Here is a 22615-nt window from a genome sequence, read left to right as displayed (position 1 = left end):
CTCCTGATCGCCGGAAGCGGAACCGGCCGGGCGGATCAGGAGTACGCGAGGCACGGCGACAGCGGTCAGCCCAGCCGTATGTGATGGAGCATCAGCAGCCCGGCCGTCATACCGGCGGCCGGGATCTCACCGCGCGCGATCATGTCCGGCACCAGCTTGAGCGGGATCCACTCACGGCGCGAGGACTCGAAGTCGTCCTCGGGATGGCCGATGTATGTGGCCTCCTCCGCCCAGTAGAGATGGTGCCTGGCATCGGTCAGGCCGTTGGACGGCTCGACCGTGAGGAGATGGCGCAGCGGTCCGGGACGCCATCCGGTCTCCTCCTCCATCTCCCTGGCCGCCGCGGCCTCGACGGACTCACCGTCCTCGACGACCCCCGCGGCCAGCTCCCAGCCCCAGCTGTCGGTGATGAAACGGTGCCGCCAGAGCATCAGCACCTCATTGGCGGAGTTCACCGCGGTCGCCACGGCGACCGGGCGCAGCCGGATCAGGAAGTGGTCGAGACGACGGCCGTCGGGGAGCTTGACGTCGGCCAGATTGACCTGGAACCAGCGGTTCTCATAGACAGTTTGTTCACTAAGTTTCGTCCACTGCATGGTTCTGCCACCTTTCGACAAGTTGATGGCAATATCGCAGCAGCGGCTCTTGTTCACGGTGGCTCAGAGGGGGCTCACAGAGGGACTCACAGGGGAACGCGGAGCGCTCCCTCGATCAGTTCGGCCGTCGCTTCCGCGTCGGTGGATCCACTGGCCACCAACTGCGCACGTACGGCGCGCAGCCGGTCACGCAGCCGCTGGGACTCCATGCCCCGCGCCCGCTCGGCCATTTCCCGGGCCGTTCCGGCGGCCCGGTCCGCCTCGCCCTGCCGCAGCTCGATGTGGCTGAGCATGGCGAGCCGGTGCACCCTGCCCCGATCGTGCGCCGGGGTGTCCACGGCCGCCGCCGCGTGCGCCCGCGCGGCGGCCAGATCTCCGAGACTGAGCAGCGCCTCCGCCACCTGTACGTTCACCAGGCCCGGCTGGACGTATCCGGTCTCCTCCGGCTCATGCCCGGGTCTGATGCGTTCCGCCTCCGTCTCGGCGCGTCCGATGCAGCCCAGCGCACCGCTGCCGTCGCCGAGACGGGCGTACGACTTGGCCTGCATCGCGTGGAGATCCGCGGCGAGCGCGGGAGTGATCCGACAGCCCGCCGTCCGCAGCGCGGCCTCGGCGAAGGCGATGGCCTGGCGGTACTCCCCCATGTGCAGCGACTGGTTGACCAGCAGCGCGATCACATAGGCACCGAGCCCTCGGTCACCGCTGGCCTTGGCCAGCCGCAGCGCCTGGTGGAAGTAGCGCTGGGCGAGTCCATGGGCGTCGGAGTCGTACGCGCAGATACCGGCCACCGCGACCAGTGCGCCCGTGGCACGGTGGAGTTGACGGCCCAGCGAGTCGCCGTACGCGCCGCGCAGCAGCGGAGCGGTCGCGGAGTTCAGGAAGCGGACGATCCGGGCCCGGGTGGCGACTCCGCCCGCCCTGCGGTACATCAGCTCGTAGTGCTCCCTGGCCGAGCGCAGCAACTCGATGTCGGCGGGACCGACCGTCGTACGGCCGCTGCGCGAGACATCGGCGTCCTCCGGCGGGTTCTCCCACTCCCAGACGGGGATCACTGCGGGCGTGCCGGTGACGGCGGGGGCGTCCACCATGTGCGGCCGGCGCTGCTCGTCGGAACGCCAGAGCGCGGTGGCCCGCTCCACGAAGCCGGAGAGCGGGGTGTCGCCCGGCCCGGGCGACCCGCCCAGCACGCCGAGCCCGATGTCGTCCAGCGTGAGCGAACGGCGCAGCCGGTCGCCCAGCACGCCGCAGATCAGGTCGGGCACCTGGCCGCGTGGCCGCTGGCCCTTCAACCACCGGGCCACGGCCGTGTGTTCGTACCGCAGGGCGAGACCTCTCAGCCGGCCCGCCTCGTTGACCCGGGCCGCGAGTCCGGCGTGGGAGATGCCCGCCTCGTCGAGCAGGGAGTCCAGCAGGGTGTTGGGCTGCACATGTCCCTCCGGTGGTTCGGCCGCTGGGGATCTTCCGTACCGCCGGGACCCTCTCCCCGAGGGACCCGGCCCAGGGCGTGTCCGGTCGGTGGCCTGGAGAGCCCGGCATGCCCGGCACGCCCTGCGCGGCACCTCACCGCGTCGCCGAGGTCGTCCGAGGATGTCCGGTACGAGCACGATCCTCCGCCTCGCGACGCTCCCCCGTGGCCCGAACGGCAGGAAAGACACCCGCTCCACCGGACGCCGCGGGCCCCGCCCTCCGGACGGAAGGCGCCGCTTCGACGCCGCCCGCCGGTGCGAATCGCACGGGGTGTGAACGTAACGCCCATATCCGCACCGCGCGCGCTCTGCCGCCGGACGCCCGGGGCCGATTGACTGAATCGCCTCACCAAGAGGCGGCCGGGCCACCGACTCCCCCTCGTCCTGTGCGGTGGCCCGCCGCGCCGTCCGCCCTGCCGACCTGCCCGACACTCCGCGGCGGGGCAGGCGGCGCCGGCCGCGTCAGCCATGTCGCCCACTACCGACGGAAGGATGTCGTGCGTACCCCGGTCGCGGTCATTCCCGGCCGGGGGCGTGGGCGTTGCTCCGGTGTGTGCGGATCCGGCAGACGCTGCTCCGGCGCGCGCACATCCGGTGGAAACATCTCCGGCGGCTGCTCGACCGGCCGCGGGGAACCGCCCAAGAGGTGGACACCCGGGAGCTGACTGTCCGGTGGCCGGTCGGCCGGTGGAGCCGGTACGGAAGGGTCCCCCGACGGCCGGTCCCCCGGGCCACCCGGCGCACGGTCCCCCGGCGGCCGGTCGTCCGACGTACGGTCACCCGACGCCCGGTCGTCCGGCGGTGTGCCGTCCGGCGGCCGTAACTCCTGGCCGCCCCCGCGATCCGGCTCCTGATCCCGCACCGGCGCGGGCGCGGGCGCCGGCACGGACGGCGCCACGGACGTGCGGTCGTTGCGTACGACGAGCAGCGCCATGTCGTCGGTGACACGGCCGCCGGTGTGCCGCAGCAGTGCCCGATGCACCTGGCGCACCACTTCGGTGGGCGACAGCGGTACACCGCAGACTCCTTCCGCGGCCTCGGTCAGCGCCGCCTCCAGACCGAAGAACCGTCCTGCCGAGTCCCGCGCGTCCTGCGCGCCGTCGGTGTGCAGGAAGAGCGACTCACCGGGCAGCAGCGGCGCGCACCGTTGCGGCGGAAGGTCGGCGGGCAGCGGGAACGGGCCGAGCGGCGGCAGCGGCTCGGCGCTCGCGAGGGGCGCGGCGCCCCGGCCGAGCCGGTAGGGCCAGGGATGGCCGCAGTTGAGGGCCCGTACCTCCGCGTCGTGCCCGATCTCCAGCAGCAGGACGGTGACGAACTCCTCCGCCGACAGCCCGTCCGGATCCGGATCCTCGTGGGCCCGCGACTCCCGAGCCCAGGATTCCCGGGCCCCGGACCCGCCGCCACCGGCTCCCCGGCCACCGGATCCGCCGCCGCCCGGTCCGCGACCGCCGGATCCGGAGGCGTCGGGTCCACGGCCCTCCGCCCCGGCGGCCCGCTGTCCCGACTGCTCCCTGAGATGGCGCTGGAGCGCCCGGTCGAGTCTTCGCAGCACACCGTCGAGTCCCGGCTCGTCGTGGGCGGCCTCCCGGAAGCTGCCCAGCACCGCCGCCACGGCGCCGATGGCGGGCAGTCCATGGCCGCGTACATCCCCGATGATCACGCGGACGCCGTACGCGGTGTCCACCGCCTCGTACAGATCACCGCCGACATCGGCGCCCCGGGACGCCGAGAGCTGTCGCGCGTAGAACGCCAGCCCGTCGAGGCGTGCGGGCAGCGGCCGGAGCAGCACCGCCTGCGTGGCGCGCGCCACGGCGCGCACCTCGCTCAGCACCTTCAGCCCGCGCCGCCGCACCCGGTTGAGCAGATACGCCACGACCAGCAGAAAGGCCACACAGGTCACGATGCGCGGGATCAGGTGGTCGTGCGTGTTGGGAGGGCAGGTCAGCTCCCAGGTGATCACCAGGGCGAGCACACCGCCCGGAATCGCGCACTCGACGACACCCCAGGGGGCCGGTGCGTCCTCGGACGCGTCCTCATCTGCCCTGGTCCGATTCATCCGTCGGCCCCCTTCGGCCGCCCGGCCGCTAAGCCGATGGGCGTACGTCGACCGTAGTGGCCGGATCGATTGTGTCGATCACGCATGTGCGTTGGCGAACCCGCCCCGGACTTCTCACCCGAATGAGTGAGGGGCGCTTCCGGAGGTCCGGAGGCGCCCCTCAGGGGACGGCCGTCTGTCCAACGACGGCGTATGACCAGGTGTTACGCGTTGGCGATTACGCGCCGCGAAGAATCGCTCCGGTGCGCTCGGCGGCCAGCGCGACGGCCGCCTCGCGGGCCGCGGTGGCCTCCTCGACGGTCAGGGTGCGGTCCGGCGCGCGGAAACGCAGGGCGTACGCGAGCGACTTCCGGCCGGATCCGATCTGTTCGCCGGTGAAGACGTCGAACAGCCGCAGGGACTCCAGAAGCTCCCCCGCGCCCTCGCGCAGCGCGTGCTCCACCTCGGAGGCGGGCACGTCCTGGGCGACGACCAGCGCCACGTCCTGGGTGGCGACCGGGTAGGCCGAGATCCGGGGCGCCTGGAGCGCACCGGTGCCCGCGCGCTCCAGCAGATCGAGATCGATCTCCATGGCGCAGGTGCGCTCCGGGACGCCGAGCGCCTTGACCGCCCTCGGGTGCAGTTCCCCGGCGTGCCCGACGAGCGTCGGCGCGCCGTCCACGGCGGCGAACAGCGCCGCGCAGCGGCCGGGGTGCCACGGCTCGTGCTGATCGGCGTGGACGGTCAGCTCGACGCCGGCCTCCCGGGCGACGGTACGGGCCGCCTCGACGGCGTCCGCCCAGTCGGCCGGACGGCCCGCGCCCCACCAGCCGGCCTGTTCGCGCGCTCCGGCCAGGACGACCGCGGCACGGCGCGGCTGGCCGGGCAGCGCGGCGTCGAGCCCGGCCAGTTCCCCGGCGGTCGGGCGCCGGTCCACGGGCAGCCGCACCGGTACGGTCTCCTCGCCGGTGGGCCGGAAGACCAGGCCCGTCTCGAAGAGCGCCAGATCGTGCGAGCCCCGGCCGTCGTTGCGGCGCAGCGCCGCGAGCAGCCCGGGCAGCAGCGTCGTACGCAGCGCCGGCTCCTCGTCGGAGAGCGGGTTGACGAGCTCGACCGTACGGCGGCGGGCGTCGTCGGCGGGCAGCCCGAGGGCGTCGAGGACCGCGTCACCGATGAACGGGTAGTTCAGCGCCTCGACGTATCCGGCGCCCGCGAGGGCCCGGCCGACCCGGCGGTGCAGCCGCTGGCGCTCGGTGAGCCCGTGCCCGGACGGCGGGGTGGGCAGCGTCGAGGGGAGGTTCTCGTATCCCTCCAGCCGGATGACCTCCTCGGCGAGGTCGTTGGGCTCGCCGAGGTCGGGCCGCCAGGACGGGACGGCGACGACGAGTTCGTCCTGCCCGTGGACGTCGCAGCCGATCTCCTGGAGCCGTCGTACGACGGTCTCCCGCCCGTAGGCGACTCCGGCGACCCGGTCGGGGTGGTCGGCGGGCATCGCGACGGTGTGCGGCGCGGAGGGCGCGACGATCTCGGTGACACCGGCCCCGGCGGAGCCGCCGGCGAGCAGCACCAGCAGATCGACGGTGCGCTGAGCGGCGGCGGACGCGGCCTCCGGGTCGACACCGCGCTCGAAGCGCTTGGACGCCTCCGAGGCGAGCTTGTGACGGCGCGCGGTACGGGCGATGGAGATCGCGTCGAAGTGCGCGGCCTCGATGACCACCTCGGTGGTGCCCTGCGCCTCGCCCGTCTCGGGATGGGCGGTGAGATCGGCGATCTCGGTGTTCGCGCCGCCCATCACCCCCGCGATGCCGATGGGCCCGCGGTCGTCGGTGATGACGAGGTCCTGCGGGTCCAGGATCCGCCGGGTGCCGTCGAGGGTGGTGATCCTCTCCCCGGGCAGGGCGCGTCGGACGCCGATCGCTCCCTCCAGCCGGGACCGGTCGTAGGCGTGCAGCGGCTGGCCCAGCTCCAGCATCACGTAGTTGGTGATGTCGACCGCGAGCGAGATCGGCCGCATACCGGCCTTCTGGAGCCGGCGGCTCAGCCAGAGCGGGCTGCGGGCCTCGGGGTCCAGGCCGGTGACCGTACGGGCGGTGAAGCGGTCGCAGCCGCCCGGGTCGGAGACCGTCACCGGGTGGCCGAAGGAGTTCGGCGCCGGTACGTCGAGCAGCGCCGGGTCGCGCAGCGTCAGGCCGTAGGCGATGGCGGTCTCGCGGGCGACTCCGCGCATCGACAGGCAGTAGCCGCGGTCGGGCGTGACGGCGATGTCGAGGACCTCGTCCACCAGCTCCAGCAGCGCGACGGCGTCGGTGCCGACCTCGTGCTCGTCGGGCAGGACGATGATGCCGCCGGAGCCGTCGTCGCCCATGCCCAGCTCGTCGCCGGAGCAGATCATGCCGTGCGAGGTCTTGCCGTACGTCTTGCGCGCGGCGATCGCGAAGTCGCCCGGCAGGACGGCGCCGGGCAGCACCACGACGACCTTGTCGCCCACGGAGAAGTTCCGCGCGCCGCAGACGATCTCCTGCGGCTCGCCGGTGCCGTTGGCCGTGCCGACGTCGACGGTGCAGAAGCGGATGGGCTTCTTGAAGCCCTCCAGCTCCTCGATGGTGAGGACCTTGCCCACGACGAGGGGGCCCTTGAGACCGGCGCCGAGCTGCTCGACGGTCTCGACCTCCAGGCCCGCGGAGACAAGCTTGGCCTGCACGTCGCGGCCGGTCTCCGTCGCCGGCAGGTCGACGTACTCCCGCAGCCAGGAAAGCGGGACGCGCATCAGATCTCCATCCCGAACGGCCGGGTGAACCGGACGTCACCCTCGACCATGTCTCGCATGTCTTCGACGTTGTGGCGGAACATCAGCATCCGTTCGATGCCGAACCCGAAGGCGAATCCGCTGTACTTCGCGGGGTCGACACCACAGGCGACGAGCACCTTCGGATTGACCATGCCGCAGCCGCCCAGCTCGATCCAGCCCTCGCTGCCACAGGTGCGGCAGGGCCGGTCGGGGTTGCCGACCGAGGCGCCGCGGCACACGTAGCAGACCATGTCCATCTCGGCGGACGGCTCGGTGAAGGGGAAGTAGTTCGGGCGGAGCCGGGTCTTCATGTCCGGGCCGAAGAGCGCCTGGACCATGTGGTCGAGGGTGCCCTTGAGATCGGCCATGGTCAGGCCCTCGTCGACGGCGAGCAGCTCGATCTGGTGGAAGACCGGGGTGTGCGTGGCGTCCAGCTCGTCGGTGCGGTAGACCCGCCCGGGGCAGACGACGTACACGGGAGGCTCCCGGTCGAGCAGGGCGCGGGCCTGGACCGGCGAGGTGTGGGTACGGAGCACCACACCGGACTCGTCGCCCGCGGTGCCTTCCGGCCCCTGGACGAAGAACGTGTCCTGCATCTGGCGCGCGGGGTGGTCGGGGACGAAGTTGAGCGCGTCGAAGTTGAACCACTCCGCCTCGGCCTCGGGTCCCTCCGCGACCTCGTAGCCCATCGCCACGAAGACATCCGCGACCCGCTCCATGAACGTGGTCAGCGGATGGCGGGCGCCGGCCGGGACACGGTCGTACGGCAGTGTGACATCCACCGCCTCCTCGACCAGTACCCGGGCGTCACGCTCCGCCTCCAGCTCGGTCTGCCGGACCGCGAGGGCCCTGCCGACGGCCGCGCGGGCCTGGCCCACGCGCTTGCCCGCCTCGGCCTTGGCCTGCGGCGGCAGCGCGCCGATCTCCCGGTTGGCCAGCGCGAGCGGCGAGGTGCCCGAGGTGTGCGCGGTCTTGGCGTGGGCGAGCGCGTCGAGGTCACCGGCGGCGGCGAAGGCGGCCAGCGCCTCGTCCCGGATGCGCTCGATCTGTTCCGGTTTCAGTGCCTCGACCTCGACTGGGTCGTACGACTTGTTGGGTGCCGACATCTCTTCCCGTACTTCCGGTTGGCTGGCGAAACGACCCTGCTCGATCACTGAGGGCACGAAGGTTGCCAAAGGTCGAGTCTAAGGGCCGTACGAAGGTGAAGAAGCCCGCGGGCCGTCCGTCCGCCGCCCGTCCTCGTCCTGCCCGACGCTTCGCGGCAGATCCTATTTCAGTAGACGGGGGCGCCGACGGGCAGGATGAATCGGAACTGGGCACCGCCGCCGGGTCCGCGACCGACGGTGATCGTCCCGCCGTGCGCCTCGACGATGCCCTTGACGATATACAGCCCCAGGCCCGTGCCGCCGCGCTTGCTCCCGCGCCAGAAGCGGGTGAAGACGCGGCCCATCGACTCCTCGGGGATGCCGGGGCCCTCGTCGCACACGGTGACGGACGTTCCCTTCTCTGTCTTCGCCTCGCGCTGGAGCAGGGCGGCGGCCACCTCGATGGTGACGGTTCCCTCGCCGTGGCGCACCGCGTTTTCCAGGAGATTGCCGAGGATCTGGTCGATCTTGTCCGGGTCGGCCCACAGACCGGGCAGCGGCTGCTCGATCCGGACGAGAAAACGGTCCGGCGACTGCCCGGCGGCGGTGTGCGCCTGGACATGCCGTCCGACGGCCGCGCCGATGTCGACCGGCTGGCGGCGCACCTCCAGCCGGCCGGAGTCGATCCGGGAGATGTCGAGCAGCTCCGCGATCAGCCGGGTGACACGGTTGGCGTCCGCGTCGACCGTCTCCAGCATCAGCCGCTTCTGGTCGTCGGTGAACCGTTCCCACTTGGCGAGCAGGGTCGCCGTGAATCCCTTCACCGAGGTGAGCGGCGAGCGCAGCTCATGGGCGACGGTGGCGATCAGCTCGGCGTGGCTGCGCTCGGTGCGCCGCCGTGCCTCCGTACCGCGCAGGGAGACGACGAGCCTGCGCACGGGCCCGGTCGGGTACGCGCGCACGTAGCGGGCCGAGACCAGCACCTCACGGCCGCCGGGCAGCAGCAGATTGCGCTCGGGCTGGCCGACCCGGGTGGCGAGCCCGCCGTACGGATCGGTCAGCGCCCACCAGCGGCGGCCCTTGAGATCCTCCAGCGGCAGCGCGAGGTCCAGCGGCCGGCCGAGGGCCTCGGAGAGCGGTACGGCGGTGATACGGGCGGCGGCGGCGTTGAAGCAGACGACGCGCCCGCTCTCGTCGGCGACGACCAGACCGTCGGGAAGTTCGTCGGGATCGACCTCCAGCGCGTCACCCCCGCCACCGGAGCCGATCACACACGCGAGCGCCCCGTCGCCACCGGAGTCGGGCACGGGGTCGGACTCGGGCCCGGACTCTCCGCCGGAGACGGAGTCGCCGCCGGACACGGGCACGGAGCCGGGGCCGGACACGGAGTCGGGGCCGGACTCCGGGGCGTCCTCGGGCCCGGTCACCGGGGCGCCGTCGGGGGCCGGCCCGGGGCCGTCAGGGGCGGGCACCGGCATCGCGTCGCCGTCGTGGTCCGGTGCCGGATCGGGGGCGGCACCGGAGGCCGCGCGCGGTAAAGGTCCCTGGACCGCGGCGGGTCCGCTCGCCCCGACAGTCATGCCCGCATCCCACCTCTTCCGCGTAGCTCAGTGGGCCCCGAAGCCGCAACATTACTAGCTCAATGTGACGGAGCGGACCCCCTCAGCACGCACGAAGAACTCGTTGGGCGCGTGCTGACGCATACAGACATACGGCTGCGGCGGTCGCCAGGTTCAGACTCTCCGCCTTTCCGTGGATCGGCACCCGCACCACCGCGTCCGCGAGGGCACGGGTCTCCTCCGGCAGCCCCCATGCCTCATTGCCGAAGATCCAGGCCGTGGGCCCGCCCATGGTGTCCGCGTCCAGCTCGTCGTCGAGGTCCCGGTCGCCCGCGCCGTCGGCGGCGAGGATGCGGACGCCCTCGTCCTGGAGCTCCCGGACCGCCTGTTCCACCGGGATTCCGACGACGACCGGCAGATGGAAGAGCGAGCCGGCCGAGGCGCGGACCGACTTCGGGTTGTAGAGGTCGACGGAGGCGTCGGTGAGGACGACGGCGTCGGCGCCCGCCGCGTCCGCGCAGCGCAGCACCGTACCGGCGTTCCCGGGGTCGCGGACATGGGCGAGTACGGCGACGAGCCGGGGCCGGGCCCGCAGGACGGACTCGAAGGGCGAGTCGAGGAAGCGGCAGACGCCCAGCAGCCCCTGCGGAGTCACGGTCTGGGAGACATCCGCGAGCACCGTGTCGGCCGCGTGGTGGACCCGGGCCCCGGTGGCCCGTGCCGTGTCCACGATGTCGGCGTACCGCTCGGCGGCCTCCACGGTGGTGAACAGCTCGGTCAGCGTGGGCTCGCCGTCCTCTCCCCGGTGGGCGACGGCTTCCCGTACGGCCTGCGGTCCCTCGGCGATGAACCGGCGTTCCTTGCCGCGGAAGGCACGCTTGGCGAGCCTCCTGGCGGCCGTGACGCGCGGGGAGCGCGGGGAGATCAGCTCGGGGGTGCCCATGGGCGGCGGCTCGCTTCTCGTGGGGTGGATCGTGTTCTTACGCGTACGGGTGGGGCTGTGCGGGCGGCTCGCGGACCGCGGCCCGGGAACGCATCGGACCCGCAGGCGCGGTGCCTGCGGGTCCGGCGTGAAGGAGAGACGGCCTGACGGAGATCAGGCAGCGGCCTTCGGGGCGTTGACATCGCTCGGAAGGGCCTTCTGCGCGACCTCGACCAGCGCGGCGAACGCGCCGGCGTCGTTGACGGCCAGCTCGGCGAGGATCTTGCGGTCCACCTCGACGTTGGCGGCCTTCAGACCCTGGATGAAGCGGTTGTACGTGATGCCGTTGGCGCGGGCGGCGGCGTTGATGCGCTGGATCCAGAGCTGCCGGAAGTCGCCCTTGCGCTTCTTGCGGTCGTTGTAGTTGTAGACGAGGGAGTGGGTGACCTGCTCCTTCGCCTTGCGGTACAGGCGCGAACGCTGGCCGCGGTAACCGCTGGCCTGCTCCAGGATTGCCCGGCGCTTCTTGTGGGCGTTGACTGCCCGCTTGACGCGTGCCACGTGTTAACTCCTTGTAGCGGGGCCGTGGTGGGAGTCACACGGCCCGGAAACGAATAGGTCCCGGTCCTGTTGCCGCGCCCCCGGTCACCGGGGGCCGCGACCTCACTTGCCGAGAAGCTTCTTGATCTTCTTGGCGTCGCCCGGGGCCATCTCGGCGTTGCCGGTGAGGCGACGCGTCAGCTTGGACGACTTGTGCTCGAGCAGGTGGCGCTTGCCGGCCCGCTCGCGCAGCACCTTGCCGGAGCCGGTGATCTTGAAGCGCTTGCTGGCACCGCTGTGCGTCTTGTTCTTCGGCATAGCGCCGTTCTCTCCTCGTCAGTGGCGCTCCCAGCCGACTGTGGCCAGCCGGCGCGCGGGAGCGTCAGATCTCTGGTGTGTGGTTCCTGACCGGAGCCGTGGGCCGCCTGGATGGCATCCCTCGGATCAGGCTTCGGACGATGCCTCGGCCGGAGCCTCCGCGGTGGAGTCCGCGGACTCCTCGGACGCGCCGCCCTGGCGCCCCGCCTTGCGGGCGGCCTGCGCCTCACGGGCCTCGGCCATGGCCTCGGTCTTCTTCTTGTGCGGGCCAAGAACCATGATCATGTTCCGGCCGTCCTGCTTCGGGTTCGACTCGATGAAGCCGAGTTCCTCGACGTCGGACGCGAGCCGCTGGAGCAGCCGGAAGCCCAGCTCCGGGCGGGACTGCTCACGACCACGGAACATGATCGTGATCTTGACCTTGTCACCCTGCTTGAGGAACCGGACGACATGACCCTTCTTGGTGTCATAGTCGTGCGGGTCGATCTTGGGCCGGAGCTTCATCTCCTTGATGACCGTGTGCGCCTGGTTCTTGCGCGCCTCACGGGCCTTCATGGCCGACTCGTACTTGAACTTCCCGTAGTCCATGAGCTTGCACACGGGCGGACGGGCGTTCGCCGCGACCTCGACCAGGTCCAGGTCGTACTCCTGCGCAAGCTCCAGGGCCTTGGCAAGCGGCACGATGCCCACCTGCTCGCCACTGGGACCGACAAGTCGCACTTCGGGAACGCGAATCCGGTCGTTGATGCGGGGCTCGGCGCTGATGGATCCTCCTCGGTAGCACCACACGACTGTCTGGCAGACAGCCGCGTAACGTCTGTTTTCCTAGGACCAACCGCGGCGGAACACGAAAAATGCCCCGGACGGCACACAGGCAGGGCTCCTACTGAATACCGGAGCACCGCCGCGCATGTACCACGGGGCGCGTCGGGTGGCTCCATCGTCCGTACGGAACGATGGGCACCACCTGACCGGTGACCCGCCGCCCTCCAGGGGCAGCCAGGTGGGAGATCGGAGCCTCCACTTGTGGGCCGGGCATAAGGATGTCCGGCCGGTCGTAACACAAGGTTAGCAGTTCCCCAGGACTGGTGCTAACCCGGCGACTCCGACGGGCTCCCGGCGCCCGTCGGTCCGCCGTCGGCTCCCGCGGGCGGAACCTGCCTCATGTACGCCTATCGTATGGGGCATGAGTGACGCCACCTCCCCCCAAGAGTCCCCCGGCTTCGACGCCATGACCCGCGACATCGCGGAGGTTCCCGCCGTCGAGGTGATCGTCACGGTCGCGGTGAACCTGATGAGCGCGGCCGCGGTGAAACTCGGTCTGACCGAGGACGGCGAGGAGCACAAGGACCTGGACGAGGCGCGCAAGCTCGTCCACGCGCTGGCCGGGCTGATGGACGCGAGCGCGACCGAGATCAGCTCGTTCCACGCGGCGCCGCTGCGGGACGGGCTGAAGTCGCTCCAGCTCGCGTTCCGTGAGGCGTCGGTCGTCCCGGACGAGCCGGGACAGGGACCGGGCGAGAAGTACACCGGCCCGGTCTACGGCTGATTCCGCGCCCGCACGCCTCCCGCCCGCGTACGGAGTTCGTCCGCGTACGGAACTCCCCCGCGCGGGCGGTTCACCCGCGTACGAACAGGGGCTCACCCGGTGGCGTGGCCTCGGCCGGCAGCAGGGCCAGGTCGAGTCCGCGTACCAGGCGGGCCCTCAGCACCTCGTCCGCCGCGAGGGACCCGGCGATCCCCCGGGCCGTCTCGGCGGGACGCGCGGCCGGGTCCAGCACCAGCGCGAGCGTGCCGTCCGCGCTCCCGGGACCGAGATACGCCCGGAGCACCGCGGGCTCGGCGGCCACCACGGAGCGCACCGCTCCGGTCACGGCGGGATCGTCGAGCGGATCGGCGCTCGTACGGCCCTCGGCGAGGGCGAGCAGCGCGGGTCCGGTGAGCTGGTACGGCACGGGCCCCGCGAGGTCGAGCACGACCGTGTCGGCCCCCTCGTGCGCGGCGGCCCGGAGCGCCTGGTGCAGCGGTACGGCGACGGGCCGGGCCCCGGGGTCCCAGCGGGCCAGCGCCTCCGTGGAGGTGAAGGCGGGCAGAGCGCGGCGGTCGCCCGCCGTCAGGGTCGGCACGGCCATGTCGCTGGTCTTCTCGTGGCGCAGCCCTCGTTCGTCCTCCTCGCTCTCGCCGAGCACGGCGACGACGGGAACCAGCAGCCGGGCGCCCTTGAGCGCGCCGAGGACCCGTGGTTCGGCCGACCGGTCCACGGCCCACGCGGCGAGCGCCGCCGTCAGCGCGGGATCGGCGGTGCCGTCGTCCTCGGAGAAACCGGAGTCGGGAATGTTCTTGAGCGTCACGGGTCGAGCCTAGGCCCTGCCTCCGCCGGCCGATCCGACGGCCTGTGCGGTGCGGGGACCGGACCGGGAGAGGACGTACGGTCGTCCGGTGGATCTCTCCGTCGCGGTGTACGACATGGCCGACGGGCGCGAGGCGGCGTACGGCGAGGACCGTACCTATGCCTGTGCCAGCGTGGTGAAGCTCGCGATCCTGGCGGCGCTGCTGCTGCGGGCGCGGGACGCCGGGCGATGGCTGACGGCCGGGGAGCGGCGGCTCGCGGCGGCCATGATCGAGCGCAGTGACAATGAGGCGGCGACGGTGCTGCGCGGGGAGGCCGGCGGGATGGCGGGGCTGGACGCGGCATACGCGCGGCTCGGTATGGACCGGACCTCGGCCGCGCCCGCGTGGGGGCTGACGCGGACCACCGCGCGCGATCAGCTCACGCTGCTGAAGGCGGTGTTCGGTACCGGTGGTCCGGGGCCCGGCTCGCGGGCGGTCGCGGACGGGCGGACCGATCCGGTGCTGGACGCGCGTTCGCGGCGGTTCATCACGGGGCTGATGGAGCGGGTGGTGCCGGGACAGGACTGGGGTGTGTCCGCCGCCGGCGGCGACTGGGCGCTGAAGAACGGCTGGCTGCCGAGGACGGCGAGCGGTCTGTGGGTGGTCCATTCGGTGGGACGGGCGGACGGCCGGCTGATCGCCGTGCTCTCCGACGGCCATACGTCCCTGGCCGCGGGCGTCGCCCGGGTCGAGACGGCGGCCGTCAGTGCCGTACGCCGTATGCGCCGAGGCGTCTGACACCGCCGCGCCAGAGCACCACCGCGCAGGCCAGCAGTACCGCGCCGATTCCGCCGGCCGTCGGCGCGAGCCAGGCGGCCGGTTCCGGCTCCACGCGCGGTACGGCGGGCCCGCTGCCGAAGTACCGCTTGCCGTATCCGGTGGTCCGGCCCTCCAGGTCGATGCGCGGCAGTTGGGCACCGGCCTCGATGGCGGCGGCCGGATCGACGAAGCCGTATCCGCGGGCGTCGTCACGGCCGCCCTGGGGGGCGTCGCGCGCGGTGTCCGCGAGGAGCTTCTTGATCTGGGCGGGCGTGAGATCGGGGTGCGCGGAGCGTACGAGCGCGACGGCGCCGGAGACGAACGCGGCGGCGGCGCTGGTGCCCCAGCCCTCGTAGTAGCGGCGGTCCGGGTCCGCTATCACCACGTCGACGCCCGGTGCGCTGACGGTGGCGTACCAGCGTCTGGTGGAGAACGCGGCGTGCGTGCCGTAGCGGTCGACGGCCGCCACCGCGATCACTCCGGGATAGGCCGCGGGATAGGAGATGTGGTCGCCCTTCTCACCGCCGTTGCCGGCCGAGGCGACGACGACCGCGCCCTTGGCGAGCGCGTACTGGACTGCGGCGTCCTCGCCCGGTTCCGGATGGGCCGACTCGCTGTCGTCGCCGAGGGAGAGGTTGATGACGTCGGCGCCGTTGTCGGCGGCCCAGCGGATGCCCTCGGCGAGCGCGCCGCCCTTGGAGTTACGGGCCTTGGCGCGGGCGGGATCGGTGCCTTCGAGGATCACGCGCACGGGGAGGATCTTCGCCTCGGGCGCGATCCCGAGGACGCCCTCCGAGCGTTCGTACCCATGGCCGTGCCCCGCGATGATGCCTGCCATGGCGGTGCCGTGCCGGGCGAAGGACCGGTCGCCGTCGGTGGCGCCGAAGCCGATGAGATCCTTGCCGGGCAGCACCTGTCCTTCGAGATCGGGATGGGTGCCGTCGACGCCGGTGTCGAGCACCGCGACGGTGACACCGCTGCCCTGGGACACGCGCCAGGCCTGCTCGGTGTGCAGGGCGTCCAGGGCCCACTGCTGGGCCCGTATGGCGTCGGCGTGCGCGGGCGCGGTGGGGACCAGGAGCAGGAAGGACGCGGCGGCGGCCACGGCGGCGAGACGGTGACCCGCGCGGGGGCGGACGGACCGACGGGGGCGGCCGGGCCGACGCGAGGAGCCCGGCGTACGGGGTGTCGGTGTCGGTGTCATCGGGGCACCACCGCGGACGCGCTCACAGCCGTCCGCAGTCCTCGTTCGATACGGTCCGCGACGCCCTTGGCCTCATGGCCGAGCCCGGCCTGCGCGGGCGCGGACGTGGCGCCCTTGGCCGTGGCCTTGTCGACGGGCTGGGGCGTGGCGACGGTCCGTCCGTCCGCGAAGCCGGAGACGGCGTACACGACGACGGGCGCCTCGGTGAGGACGCTCACCGTCCAGCTCGCGCGCTGCGCGGGACCGAATCCGGCGGCGACGGTGCCCTCGACGGGGAAGGTCAGTGGCATCAGATCGGCGCGCTCGGTGAGCCGCTCGGTGCGGAACCGCGTGTTCAGGGCGTCCATCCCGGCGGGCTCGGCGTCGGTGAAGACGAGTCCGACGGTGGTGACGCTGCTGGAGGTGGCGTCGGCGTACGTGGCGCGCAGCACGCGCGCGCAGCCGACCGGGCGCAGGGTGCCCAGCAGCAGCGGGTCGAGGGTGCCCGCGCAGCCGCTGTCGGGCGCGACACCGATCCGGGTCCACGCGCGGTCCGCTCCGCCGGGCCCGGCACCGTCGCCCTTGAGCTCGGCGGGAAAGAGCGTGTCGACGGGGACGCTGTGCCAGAGGGCGCGCGCGGTGGTGTACGTGTCCCGGGCGGCGGGTTCGGCTGCCGAGTCGCCGGTCAGCCAACTGCCGGTGACGGCGCCTCCGATGAGCCCGAGACCGAGCACCACACAGGTGACGGCCGCCGCCGTGCCGACCGGGCGCCTGGCGGAGACGGGCCGCAACCGGGTGGTGGTCTCCGTCGGGGACTCGGGCGGCGGCACGAGGCCGGTTCCGGCCCCGGTCCCGGTTCCGTCGAGGGGCCTGCTCCATGGCGCGGGCGGTACACGCGGCGGCGGAGGCGGGGCCGGGGCCGGCGATACGACGCGCAGCCGGGTGGTGATCTCGTCCTGAGGAGGTTCGGCGCCGGGGCGGCTCTCACCACGGGGCCGCGGGGCGCCGGCGGCCGGAGCCGGGGCGGCCTGCGGCGGGACCACGGGCGGCGGCGGTATCCGTGGCGGCCCGGACGGCTGCCTCGGTGGCGGCAGCGCGCCGGTGATACGTGAGGCCGTCGGCGCGGCCGGCCCACGCGAGGTGTCCGTCGCGGGGGCGGCCGTGCGCGGGGCGTTCGTGTGGGGGACATTCGTGTGGGGAGCGGCCGTGTACGAAGCGGCCGTGCGCGGGGGCTCCGGAGGCGGTGCGGGCGTGCCGGGCGGAACCGGCTCCCGGGCGGCCGGTCCCGGCTGGGCCGGCGGTGTCGTGGGGCGTGGCGGTACGGGAGCGCGTCGTGCTTCGGTGCTCATCCGCCCCCCTGTGACGCCGTACAGACCCATCCGCCGCGCACCGGAAACCCGCGCGCGCCGGTCCCGCGCATACCGGTCCCGCCGTACGGGACGGGCCCGTTCGCCGCTGCGTGTGCGTCACTCTACGGGCTCGGGCAGGCCCGGCGGGAACGAGCGCCGAGGCCCGGGGTGATCTGCCCAGATCATCCCCCTACCGTGCGGTAATCACGTCTGGCAAGCTCGGCCCATGACTCCGCGCGCCACCGACCGGGCCCGGTACGACCGGGCAACCGCCCATCTCGACGCCCCGCTCGCTCTTGTCGATCTCGACGCGTTCGACACCAACGCCGACGATCTCGTACGCCGCGCCGGGGGCAAGCCGATCCGGGTGGCCAGCAAGTCGGTCCGCTGCCGGGCGCTGCTCGAACGGGTTCTGGCGCGCGAGGGCTTCGCGGGGATCATGTCGTTCACGCTCGCCGAGTCGCTGTGGCTGGCGCGCGCCGGATTCGAGGACGTGCTTCTCGCCTATCCGTCCGCCGACCGTGCCGCCTTCGCGGAACTCGCCGCCGATCCCAAGCTCGCCGCCGCCGTCACCGTGATGATCGACGACCCGGCGCACCTCGATCTGATCGACGCGGCGCGCGGCGGCGGGAAGGAGGAGTTCCGGATCTGTCTGGAACTGGACACGTCCTTGCGGCTGTTCGGCGGCCGGGTGAGGATCGGTGCACGACGTTCCCCGCTGCGCGAGCCGGCCCAACTGGCCGAGCTGGCCAGGAGTGCAGCCCGGCGCCCCGGATTCCGGCTGGTCGGGCTCATGGCCTACGAAGGCCACATCGCCGGGGTCGGGGACGCCCTGGCAGGACAGCCGTTGCGCTCGCGGGCGGTTCGGCTGATGCAGTCCGCGGCACGCAAAGAGCTGACGGAGCGGCGCGCCGCGGTGGTGCGCGCCGTACGGACCGTCGCCCCGGAGCTGGAGTTCGTCAATGGCGGCGGCACGGGCAGTGTGCAGCACACGGCCGCGGAGGATGCCGTGACGGAGATCGCCGCGGGCTCCGGGCTCTATGTTCCACGGCTCTTTGACAACTACACATCGTTCACGGGCCGTCCGGCCGCGCTCTTCGCCCAGCCCGTCGTCCGCAGGCCCGGCGTCGGTGTGGTGACCGTGCTCGGCGGTGGCTATCCGGCGTCCGGGGCGGCGGGCCGGGACCGGCTGCCGGTTCCGTATCTGCCCGAGGGGCTCCGTTACGACGGACAGGAGGGCGCCGGTGAGGTCCAGACACCGCTGCTCGGGTCCGCGGCCGACGATCTGCTGATCGGCGACAAGGTGTGGTTCCGGCACGCCAAGGCCGGCGAGCTGTGCGAGCGGTTCGACACCCTGTGTCTGGTGGAGGGCGACCGCGTGGTGGCGACCGTACCGACCTATCGCGGCGAGGGCCGTACGTTCCTCTGACCCGCGACCGCGCGGCTGCCGCGCCGGAGCCGGTTGCCGGTCCGGTCACTCGGGCAGGTCCGGCAGGAAGACCCGGGCGAGCGCGGACCTCGCCGGGCCTTATGCGCGGATGCCGTCGAGTACGTCCTGGTACGCGGCACCGAAACAGTCGACCATCGTTTTGATCTCGGCGTCGGAACTGATCAGTGGAGGCGCGAAGGCGACGGTGTCACCGATCGCCCGGATGAGCAGACCGTGCTCCGCGGACCTGGCCATCAGGGCCGTGCCCAGTTGGCCTTCCGCCAGGCCGGTGGAGGCCGCGTCGAAGGTGACGGCGGCGAGGAAACCGTGACCGCGGACGTCCCGTACCAACTCCGCGCCCCGGAAGGCGTCAAGATTGTCCGCCAGCACCGGTGCCATGGTCCGCACATACTCCGGAATGTCCCGTTCCAAGAGAATGGCGAGACTCTCACGGGCGACGGCGGCGGCCACGGGGTGTCCCGAGTAGGTGAAGCCATGGCCGAATCCGCCGACCCCGCCGGAGCCGTTGACGAGTACGTCGACCACTCGCTCCCGCAGCATGACCGCGGAGATCGGTATGTACGCGGAGGACAATCCCTTGGCGAGGGTGATCATATCGGGACTGAGATCGAATTCCGTCGTCGCGAACATGGAGCCGGTGCGGCCGAATCCGGTGATGACCTCATCGGCGATGAACAGGATGTCGTGACGGGCCAGGACCTCTTGTATTCGCTGATAATAGCCGTGCGGTGGGAAAATGACTCCTCCGGCGCCGAGTACGGGCTCCCCGATGAACGCGGCGATGGTGTCGGCACCCTCGTCGCTGATGAGATCCTCAAGTCGCGCGACAAGCCGGTCGACGAATTGATCGGACGTCAGACCTCGCGCGTGCGGGGAATGGAGATCGGGGCAGGGTATCTTCGGAAAATTCGGCAATGGCATGCCGAATCCCTCGTGTATGTGGTCCATTCCGGTGGCCGATCCGGCCGCGACGGTGGTGCCGTGGTAGCCGTTCTCATGAGAGATGATCTTCGTCCGCTCCGGGCGGCCCAGGCAGCGGTGGTAGTACCAGGCGATTTTGAACGCGCTGTCGTTCGCCTCGGCCCCCGAGTTGGCGAAGAACGTACGCCCCATGGGTATCGGGGAAATCCGGGCGAGGTCGTCGGCGAGAGCCAGTGAGACATCGGTCGTGCGATGGCCGTAGGACGCGTAGAAGGGCAGCCTGGCCAACTGGTCCGCGGCGGCCTTGACGAGCCGGGGCTCGCTGTAACCGAGATTCGCGCACAGCATGCTGGAGACGCCGTCGAGATAGGAACGCCCCTGGCTGTCCCAGACCTTCACGCCTTCGCCACGCACGATCACATGCGGTTCGGTCTCCAGGCCGGGGGGTGTATGAGGTTCGAGCATCGTTGCCGCGCGTGGGGGCATGAGATCTCCTCAGAACAGGACTGGTACATCCGCGAATTGTCCGCCTCCGCGATGCGTCCGGCGTCCTGCGCCGGTAAAGGAGGGCGCGTTGCTGTGGGGCGTACGAGTGCCGCCGACACAAAAGCCGGCACAGAGGAAGCGGCCGGGAATCCGGCTCCGCGGCCGCACACAGGGCGACCGGGCCGTTATTCTCTGTCGGTTCCCAGAGGTTTACCCTCGGGGCATTTATCCGTTTAGTGTACTCGGTTGAATGGCGTACGTCGGATGGAGAACCGGATCATCAGCCGTACCGTCCGACCAGCGGCATCCCGCGGACCGGCCGGTGGGCCGAGGGACAGCCCTTACGGCATCTCGTGTACGGATCACCAGCGGTCACCTCATGCGGCCGGCGCATGGAGTGGGACGGTGCCGGCGGGCCGTGGCAGGCCGCGGAGCCGTCCGGACCCTCCGTCGGACGCCGGGGACGGCGCCGGTGCCCGGCCGGTCCCGGCTACGCGAAGCGTTCGTGGTCGGCCAGCACCGCGTCGATCACACGGAGATGGATCGGAACCCGTTCGTCCTGAGGATCCGTGCACTCGGCCACCGTCAGCGCGGACTTCCACAGTGCCCAGCCCCTGGCCCTGGCCCACGTACCGTCGTCCTGCCCGACCACCCGGCGGAACGCCTCCCGGCTCTCTCCGTGGAACATGGTCCACGCGAGGGTGAGGTCACAGGCCGGATCGCCGACCCCCGAGGTGCCGAAGTCGATGACGGCCGACAGCCGGCCGCCGTCGACGAGGAGGTTGTTGCCGGCGACATCGCCGTGGAACCACACCGGCTTCCCCCGCCATTCGGCGGCGAGTGCCGCCTGCCAGACCTCGGTGGCACGCCCCTTGTCGATACGGCCGCCCAGCGCGGCGACACACCGGTGCGTCTCGTCGTCGTAGTGGGCGGGGGACGCACCGCGGTGGAAGCTGTGAGCCCCCGCGAGGGGGCCGTCGGTGGCGTCGCAGCTCTGCAGGGCGAGAAGGAACCGCGCCACGTCGGCGGCGAACCGGGGCATGTCGTCGATGCGTTCGGGAGAGGACGTCTCGCCGGGCAGCCAGCGGCGTACCGACCAGGAATACGGATATCCCTCACCCGGGACCCCCTTGGCCAGGACGGTGGGCACAGCCGTCGGCAGGAAGGGGGCCAGCCGGGGCAGCCAGACACACTCCTTGTCGACAGCGGGGGCGTAACCGGCGGCGGTGGGCAGACGGACCGTCATGTCGTCGCCGAGGCGGTAGGTGCGGTTGTCCCAGCCGTCCACCGCCACCGGGACGACCGGCAGACTCCCCCACTGCGGGAACTGCGCGGTGATCAGCCGCTTCACCAGGGCCGCGTCGATTCCGGCGCGCCCGTCGGGACCATTCGAAAGCATCCGCCGATGATCACAGGTGCCGCCTCGTCAGGCAACGGAATTGCGGCCCGGGGCATATCCACCGGGCCCGCGGCACGACGGTGCCCACAAAGGGGGGTCGCCGCCCGAGCGCCGCCGCCAGGCCCTGGGCCGGTCGATCTTCGTGGCCCCGGGCTCACGAAGATCGACCGGACAGTGCCTAGAGCGGGGTGACGTAGGCGCCGGAGATACCGCCGTCGACCAGGAAGTCCGTGGCGTTCACGAACGACGCGTCGTCACTGGCGAGAAAGGCGACCGCCGCCGCGATCTCGTCCGCCTCGGCGAACCGGCCCACCGGGATGTGCACCAGCCGGCGCGCGGCCCGCTCCGGGTCCTTGGCGAACAGCTCCTGGAGCAGCGGGGTGTTGACCGGCCCCGGGCAGAGCGCGTTCACGCGGATGCCCTCCCGGGCGAACTGCACTCCCAGCTCACGGGACATCGCGAGCACTCCGCCCTTGGACGCGGTGTAGGAGATCTGCGAGGTCGCCGCGCCCATCCGTGCCACGAAGGACGCCGTGTTGATGATGGATCCCTTCTTCTGGCGCCGCATGTAGGGGATGGCGGCCTTGCAGCACAGATAGACGGAGGTGAGATTGACGTCCTGGACGCGCTTCCACGCGTCGAGGTCCGTGGTGAGGATCGAGTCGTCCTCGGGCGGTGAGATACCGGCGTTGTTGAAGGCGATGTCGACGCTGCCGTACGTGTCGTACGCGGTCTTGAACAGCGCGTCGACCTCGTCGGCACGGGTCACGTCGACCCGTACGAAGGTCCCGCCGACGGCGTCGGCGGCGGCCTTGCCCGCGGACTCGTCGATGTCTCCGCAGACGAGGTGCGCGCCCTCGGAGGCGAGCCGGCGCGCGGTGGCCAGACCGATGCCGCTGCCGGCTCCGGTGATCACGGCGGTACGGCCGACCAGTCGGCGGCAGACGGTGTCGTTGGTGGGGGCGGTCATGATGGCTCAGGCCTCCGTGCTGATGAAGACGTTCTTGGTTTCGGTGAACGCGGCGAGGGCGTCGGGGCCCAGTTCACGGCCGAGTCCGGACTGCTTGTAGCCGCCGAACGGGGTCCCGTAGCGGACGCTGCTGTGGGAGTTGACGGACAGATTGCCCGCGGCGACGGCGCGCGAGACCCGCAGGGCACGGCCGAGATCGCGGGTCCAGACCGATCCGGCGAGACCGTAGTCGGTGGCGTTGGCCAGCCGGACGGCGTCCGCCTCGTCCTCGAAGGGCAGGACGACGGCGACCGGCCCGAAGACCTCCTCGGTCGCGACCGGGGAGTCCGGATCCACATCGGTCAGGACGGTCGGCGGGAACCAGAAGCCGGGGCCGCCCGGGGCGCTGCCCCGGATGC

General features: G+C 72.0%; 19 protein-coding genes and 1 pseudogene. 3 read left to right on the top strand and 17 right to left on the bottom strand.

Annotated features, from left to right (window positions below):
- Nucleotides 1–65: 65 nt before the first annotated feature.
- The 10 genes and pseudogenes from BFF77_RS18575 to infC form a co-directional block, all read right to left on the bottom strand.
- Entirely contained in the window at nucleotides 66–596 is a 531-nt protein-coding gene (locus BFF77_RS18575; RefSeq protein WP_066950988.1) for an NUDIX hydrolase, read from the bottom strand.
- Between the two features lie 86 nt (nucleotides 597–682).
- On the bottom strand, nucleotides 683–2023 hold the full coding sequence (locus tag BFF77_RS18570) for an NsdA family TPR-like regulatory protein (protein ID WP_066950986.1): 1341 nt from the start codon (nucleotides 2021–2023) through the stop codon (nucleotides 683–685).
- 919 nt (nucleotides 2024–2942) lie between these two features.
- A pseudogene (locus BFF77_RS38200) lies at nucleotides 2943–3977 on the bottom strand (PP2C family protein-serine/threonine phosphatase); the annotation flags it as partial.
- A gap of 358 nt (nucleotides 3978–4335) precedes the next feature.
- Nucleotides 4336–6864 (bottom strand): phenylalanine--tRNA ligase subunit beta, encoded by a 2529-nt coding sequence (gene pheT / locus BFF77_RS18560; protein WP_066950979.1) that lies wholly within the window; start codon nucleotides 6862–6864, stop codon nucleotides 4336–4338.
- Nucleotides 6864–7991: a phenylalanine--tRNA ligase subunit alpha gene (gene pheS / locus BFF77_RS18555; RefSeq protein WP_066950977.1), complete on the bottom strand. Its 1128-nt coding sequence runs from the start codon at nucleotides 7989–7991 to the stop codon at nucleotides 6864–6866. The genes pheT and pheS overlap by 1 nt, the downstream gene beginning before the upstream one ends.
- Nucleotides 7992–8158: 167 nt before the next feature.
- The gene (locus BFF77_RS18550; protein WP_425424388.1) at nucleotides 8159–9241 is read right to left on the bottom strand and encodes a sensor histidine kinase; all 1083 of its coding nucleotides are present in this window, start codon (nucleotides 9239–9241) and stop codon (nucleotides 8159–8161) included.
- Between the two features lie 391 nt (nucleotides 9242–9632).
- Nucleotides 9633–10472, bottom strand: a complete 840-nt coding sequence (locus BFF77_RS18545) for a TrmH family RNA methyltransferase (RefSeq protein ID WP_066950973.1) — start codon at nucleotides 10470–10472, stop codon at nucleotides 9633–9635.
- A gap of 153 nt (nucleotides 10473–10625) precedes the next feature.
- Nucleotides 10626–11012, bottom strand: coding sequence for a 50S ribosomal protein L20 (rplT, locus tag BFF77_RS18540; protein WP_066950970.1), 387 nt, complete (start codon nucleotides 11010–11012; stop codon nucleotides 10626–10628).
- 102 nt (nucleotides 11013–11114) lie between these two features.
- Nucleotides 11115–11309: a 50S ribosomal protein L35 gene (gene rpmI / locus BFF77_RS18535; RefSeq protein ID WP_046504486.1), complete on the bottom strand. Its 195-nt coding sequence runs from the start codon at nucleotides 11307–11309 to the stop codon at nucleotides 11115–11117.
- A 126-nt stretch (nucleotides 11310–11435) separates the two neighbouring features.
- Nucleotides 11436–12098 (bottom strand): translation initiation factor IF-3, encoded by a 663-nt coding sequence (gene infC, locus BFF77_RS18530; protein ID WP_079125270.1) that lies wholly within the window; start codon nucleotides 12096–12098, stop codon nucleotides 11436–11438.
- Nucleotides 12099–12495: 397 nt separating this feature from the next.
- Between infC and BFF77_RS18525 the strand changes: the two genes are divergently transcribed.
- Complete coding sequence (locus tag BFF77_RS18525) at nucleotides 12496–12858, top strand: DUF1844 domain-containing protein (protein ID WP_066950965.1); 363 nt, start codon at nucleotides 12496–12498, stop codon at nucleotides 12856–12858.
- Nucleotides 12859–12928: 70 nt separating this feature from the next.
- On the opposite strand, the gene BFF77_RS18520 is transcribed toward BFF77_RS18525, so the two are convergent.
- Nucleotides 12929–13660 carry an SseB family protein gene (locus BFF77_RS18520; protein ID WP_066950963.1) on the bottom strand — a complete coding sequence of 244 codons (732 nt, stop codon included), beginning with the start codon at nucleotides 13658–13660 and terminating at the stop codon, nucleotides 12929–12931.
- An 88-nt stretch (nucleotides 13661–13748) separates the two neighbouring features.
- Between BFF77_RS18520 and BFF77_RS18515 the strand changes: the two genes are divergently transcribed.
- On the top strand, nucleotides 13749–14438 hold the full coding sequence (locus BFF77_RS18515; protein ID WP_066950959.1) for a serine hydrolase: 690 nt from the start codon (nucleotides 13749–13751) through the stop codon (nucleotides 14436–14438).
- Here the strand turns inward: BFF77_RS18515 and mycP are convergent.
- Both mycP and BFF77_RS18505 read right to left on the bottom strand, forming a co-directional pair.
- Nucleotides 14404–15663 (bottom strand): type VII secretion-associated serine protease mycosin, encoded by a 1260-nt coding sequence (gene mycP / locus BFF77_RS18510; RefSeq protein ID WP_079125269.1) that lies wholly within the window; start codon nucleotides 15661–15663, stop codon nucleotides 14404–14406. The genes BFF77_RS18515 and mycP overlap by 35 nt on opposite strands.
- A complete protein-coding gene (locus tag BFF77_RS18505) occupies nucleotides 15660–16472 on the bottom strand; it encodes a hypothetical protein (RefSeq protein WP_066950953.1) in 813 nt (270 codons plus the stop codon). The genes mycP and BFF77_RS18505 overlap by 4 nt, the downstream gene beginning before the upstream one ends.
- 745 nt (nucleotides 16473–17217) lie before the next feature.
- On the opposite strand from BFF77_RS18505, the gene BFF77_RS18500 reads away from it, so the two are divergent.
- A complete protein-coding gene (locus BFF77_RS18500) occupies nucleotides 17218–18420 on the top strand; it encodes an amino acid deaminase/aldolase (protein WP_066950951.1) in 1203 nt (400 codons plus the stop codon).
- 99 nt (nucleotides 18421–18519) lie between these two features.
- Here BFF77_RS18500 and BFF77_RS18495 read toward each other — a convergent pair whose 3' ends face one another.
- From BFF77_RS18495 to BFF77_RS18480, 4 genes are all read right to left on the bottom strand, one after another.
- Entirely contained in the window at nucleotides 18520–19848 is a 1329-nt protein-coding gene (locus BFF77_RS18495) for an aminotransferase (protein WP_066950948.1), read from the bottom strand.
- Between the two features lie 490 nt (nucleotides 19849–20338).
- Nucleotides 20339–21247, bottom strand: a complete 909-nt coding sequence (locus tag BFF77_RS18490; protein WP_066950946.1) for an aminoglycoside phosphotransferase family protein — start codon at nucleotides 21245–21247, stop codon at nucleotides 20339–20341.
- Nucleotides 21248–21425: 178 nt separating this feature from the next.
- A complete protein-coding gene (locus tag BFF77_RS18485) occupies nucleotides 21426–22217 on the bottom strand; it encodes a 3-oxoacyl-ACP reductase (RefSeq protein ID WP_066950943.1) in 792 nt (263 codons plus the stop codon).
- 6 nt (nucleotides 22218–22223) lie between these two features.
- Nucleotides 22224–22615: aldehyde dehydrogenase family protein (locus BFF77_RS18480; protein ID WP_141698459.1), on the bottom strand; the 392-nt coding region annotated here is incomplete at its 5' end.

Origin of the sequence: Streptomyces lushanensis, assembly GCF_001700515.1 — a bacterium.
GTDB classification, from domain to species: Bacteria; Actinomycetota; Actinomycetes; order Streptomycetales; family Streptomycetaceae; genus Streptomyces; species Streptomyces lushanensis.
The sequence above is the reverse complement of the archived record's forward strand: the minus strand, read 5'-3'. Positions and strand labels throughout refer to the sequence as shown.

Bases quoted from the DNA above. Each gene is read 5' to 3' on its own strand.
- BFF77_RS18575 (WP_066950988.1), bottom strand. From the start codon at position 596: ATGCAGTGGACGAAACTTAGTGAACAAACTGTCTATGAGAACCGCTGG.
- pheT (WP_066950979.1), bottom strand. From the start codon at position 6,864: ATGCGCGTCCCGCTTTCCTGGCTGCGGGAGTACGTCGACCTGCCGGCG.
- pheS (WP_066950977.1), bottom strand. From the start codon at position 7,991: ATGTCGGCACCCAACAAGTCGTACGACCCAGTCGAGGTCGAGGCACTG.
- BFF77_RS18545 (WP_066950973.1), bottom strand. From the start codon at position 10,472: ATGGGCACCCCCGAGCTGATCTCCCCGCGCTCCCCGCGCGTCACGGCC.
- rpmI (WP_046504486.1), bottom strand. From the start codon at position 11,309: ATGCCGAAGAACAAGACGCACAGCGGTGCCAGCAAGCGCTTCAAGATC.
- BFF77_RS18525 (WP_066950965.1), top strand. From the start codon at position 12,496: ATGAGTGACGCCACCTCCCCCCAAGAGTCCCCCGGCTTCGACGCCATG.
- mycP (WP_079125269.1), bottom strand. From the start codon at position 15,663: ATGACACCGACACCGACACCCCGTACGCCGGGCTCCTCGCGTCGGCCC.
- BFF77_RS18500 (WP_066950951.1), top strand. From the start codon at position 17,218: ATGACTCCGCGCGCCACCGACCGGGCCCGGTACGACCGGGCAACCGCC.
- BFF77_RS18495 (WP_066950948.1), bottom strand. From the start codon at position 19,848: ATGCCCCCACGCGCGGCAACGATGCTCGAACCTCATACACCCCCCGGC.
- BFF77_RS18490 (WP_066950946.1), bottom strand. From the start codon at position 21,247: ATGCTTTCGAATGGTCCCGACGGGCGCGCCGGAATCGACGCGGCCCTG.
- BFF77_RS18485 (WP_066950943.1), bottom strand. From the start codon at position 22,217: ATGACCGCCCCCACCAACGACACCGTCTGCCGCCGACTGGTCGGCCGT.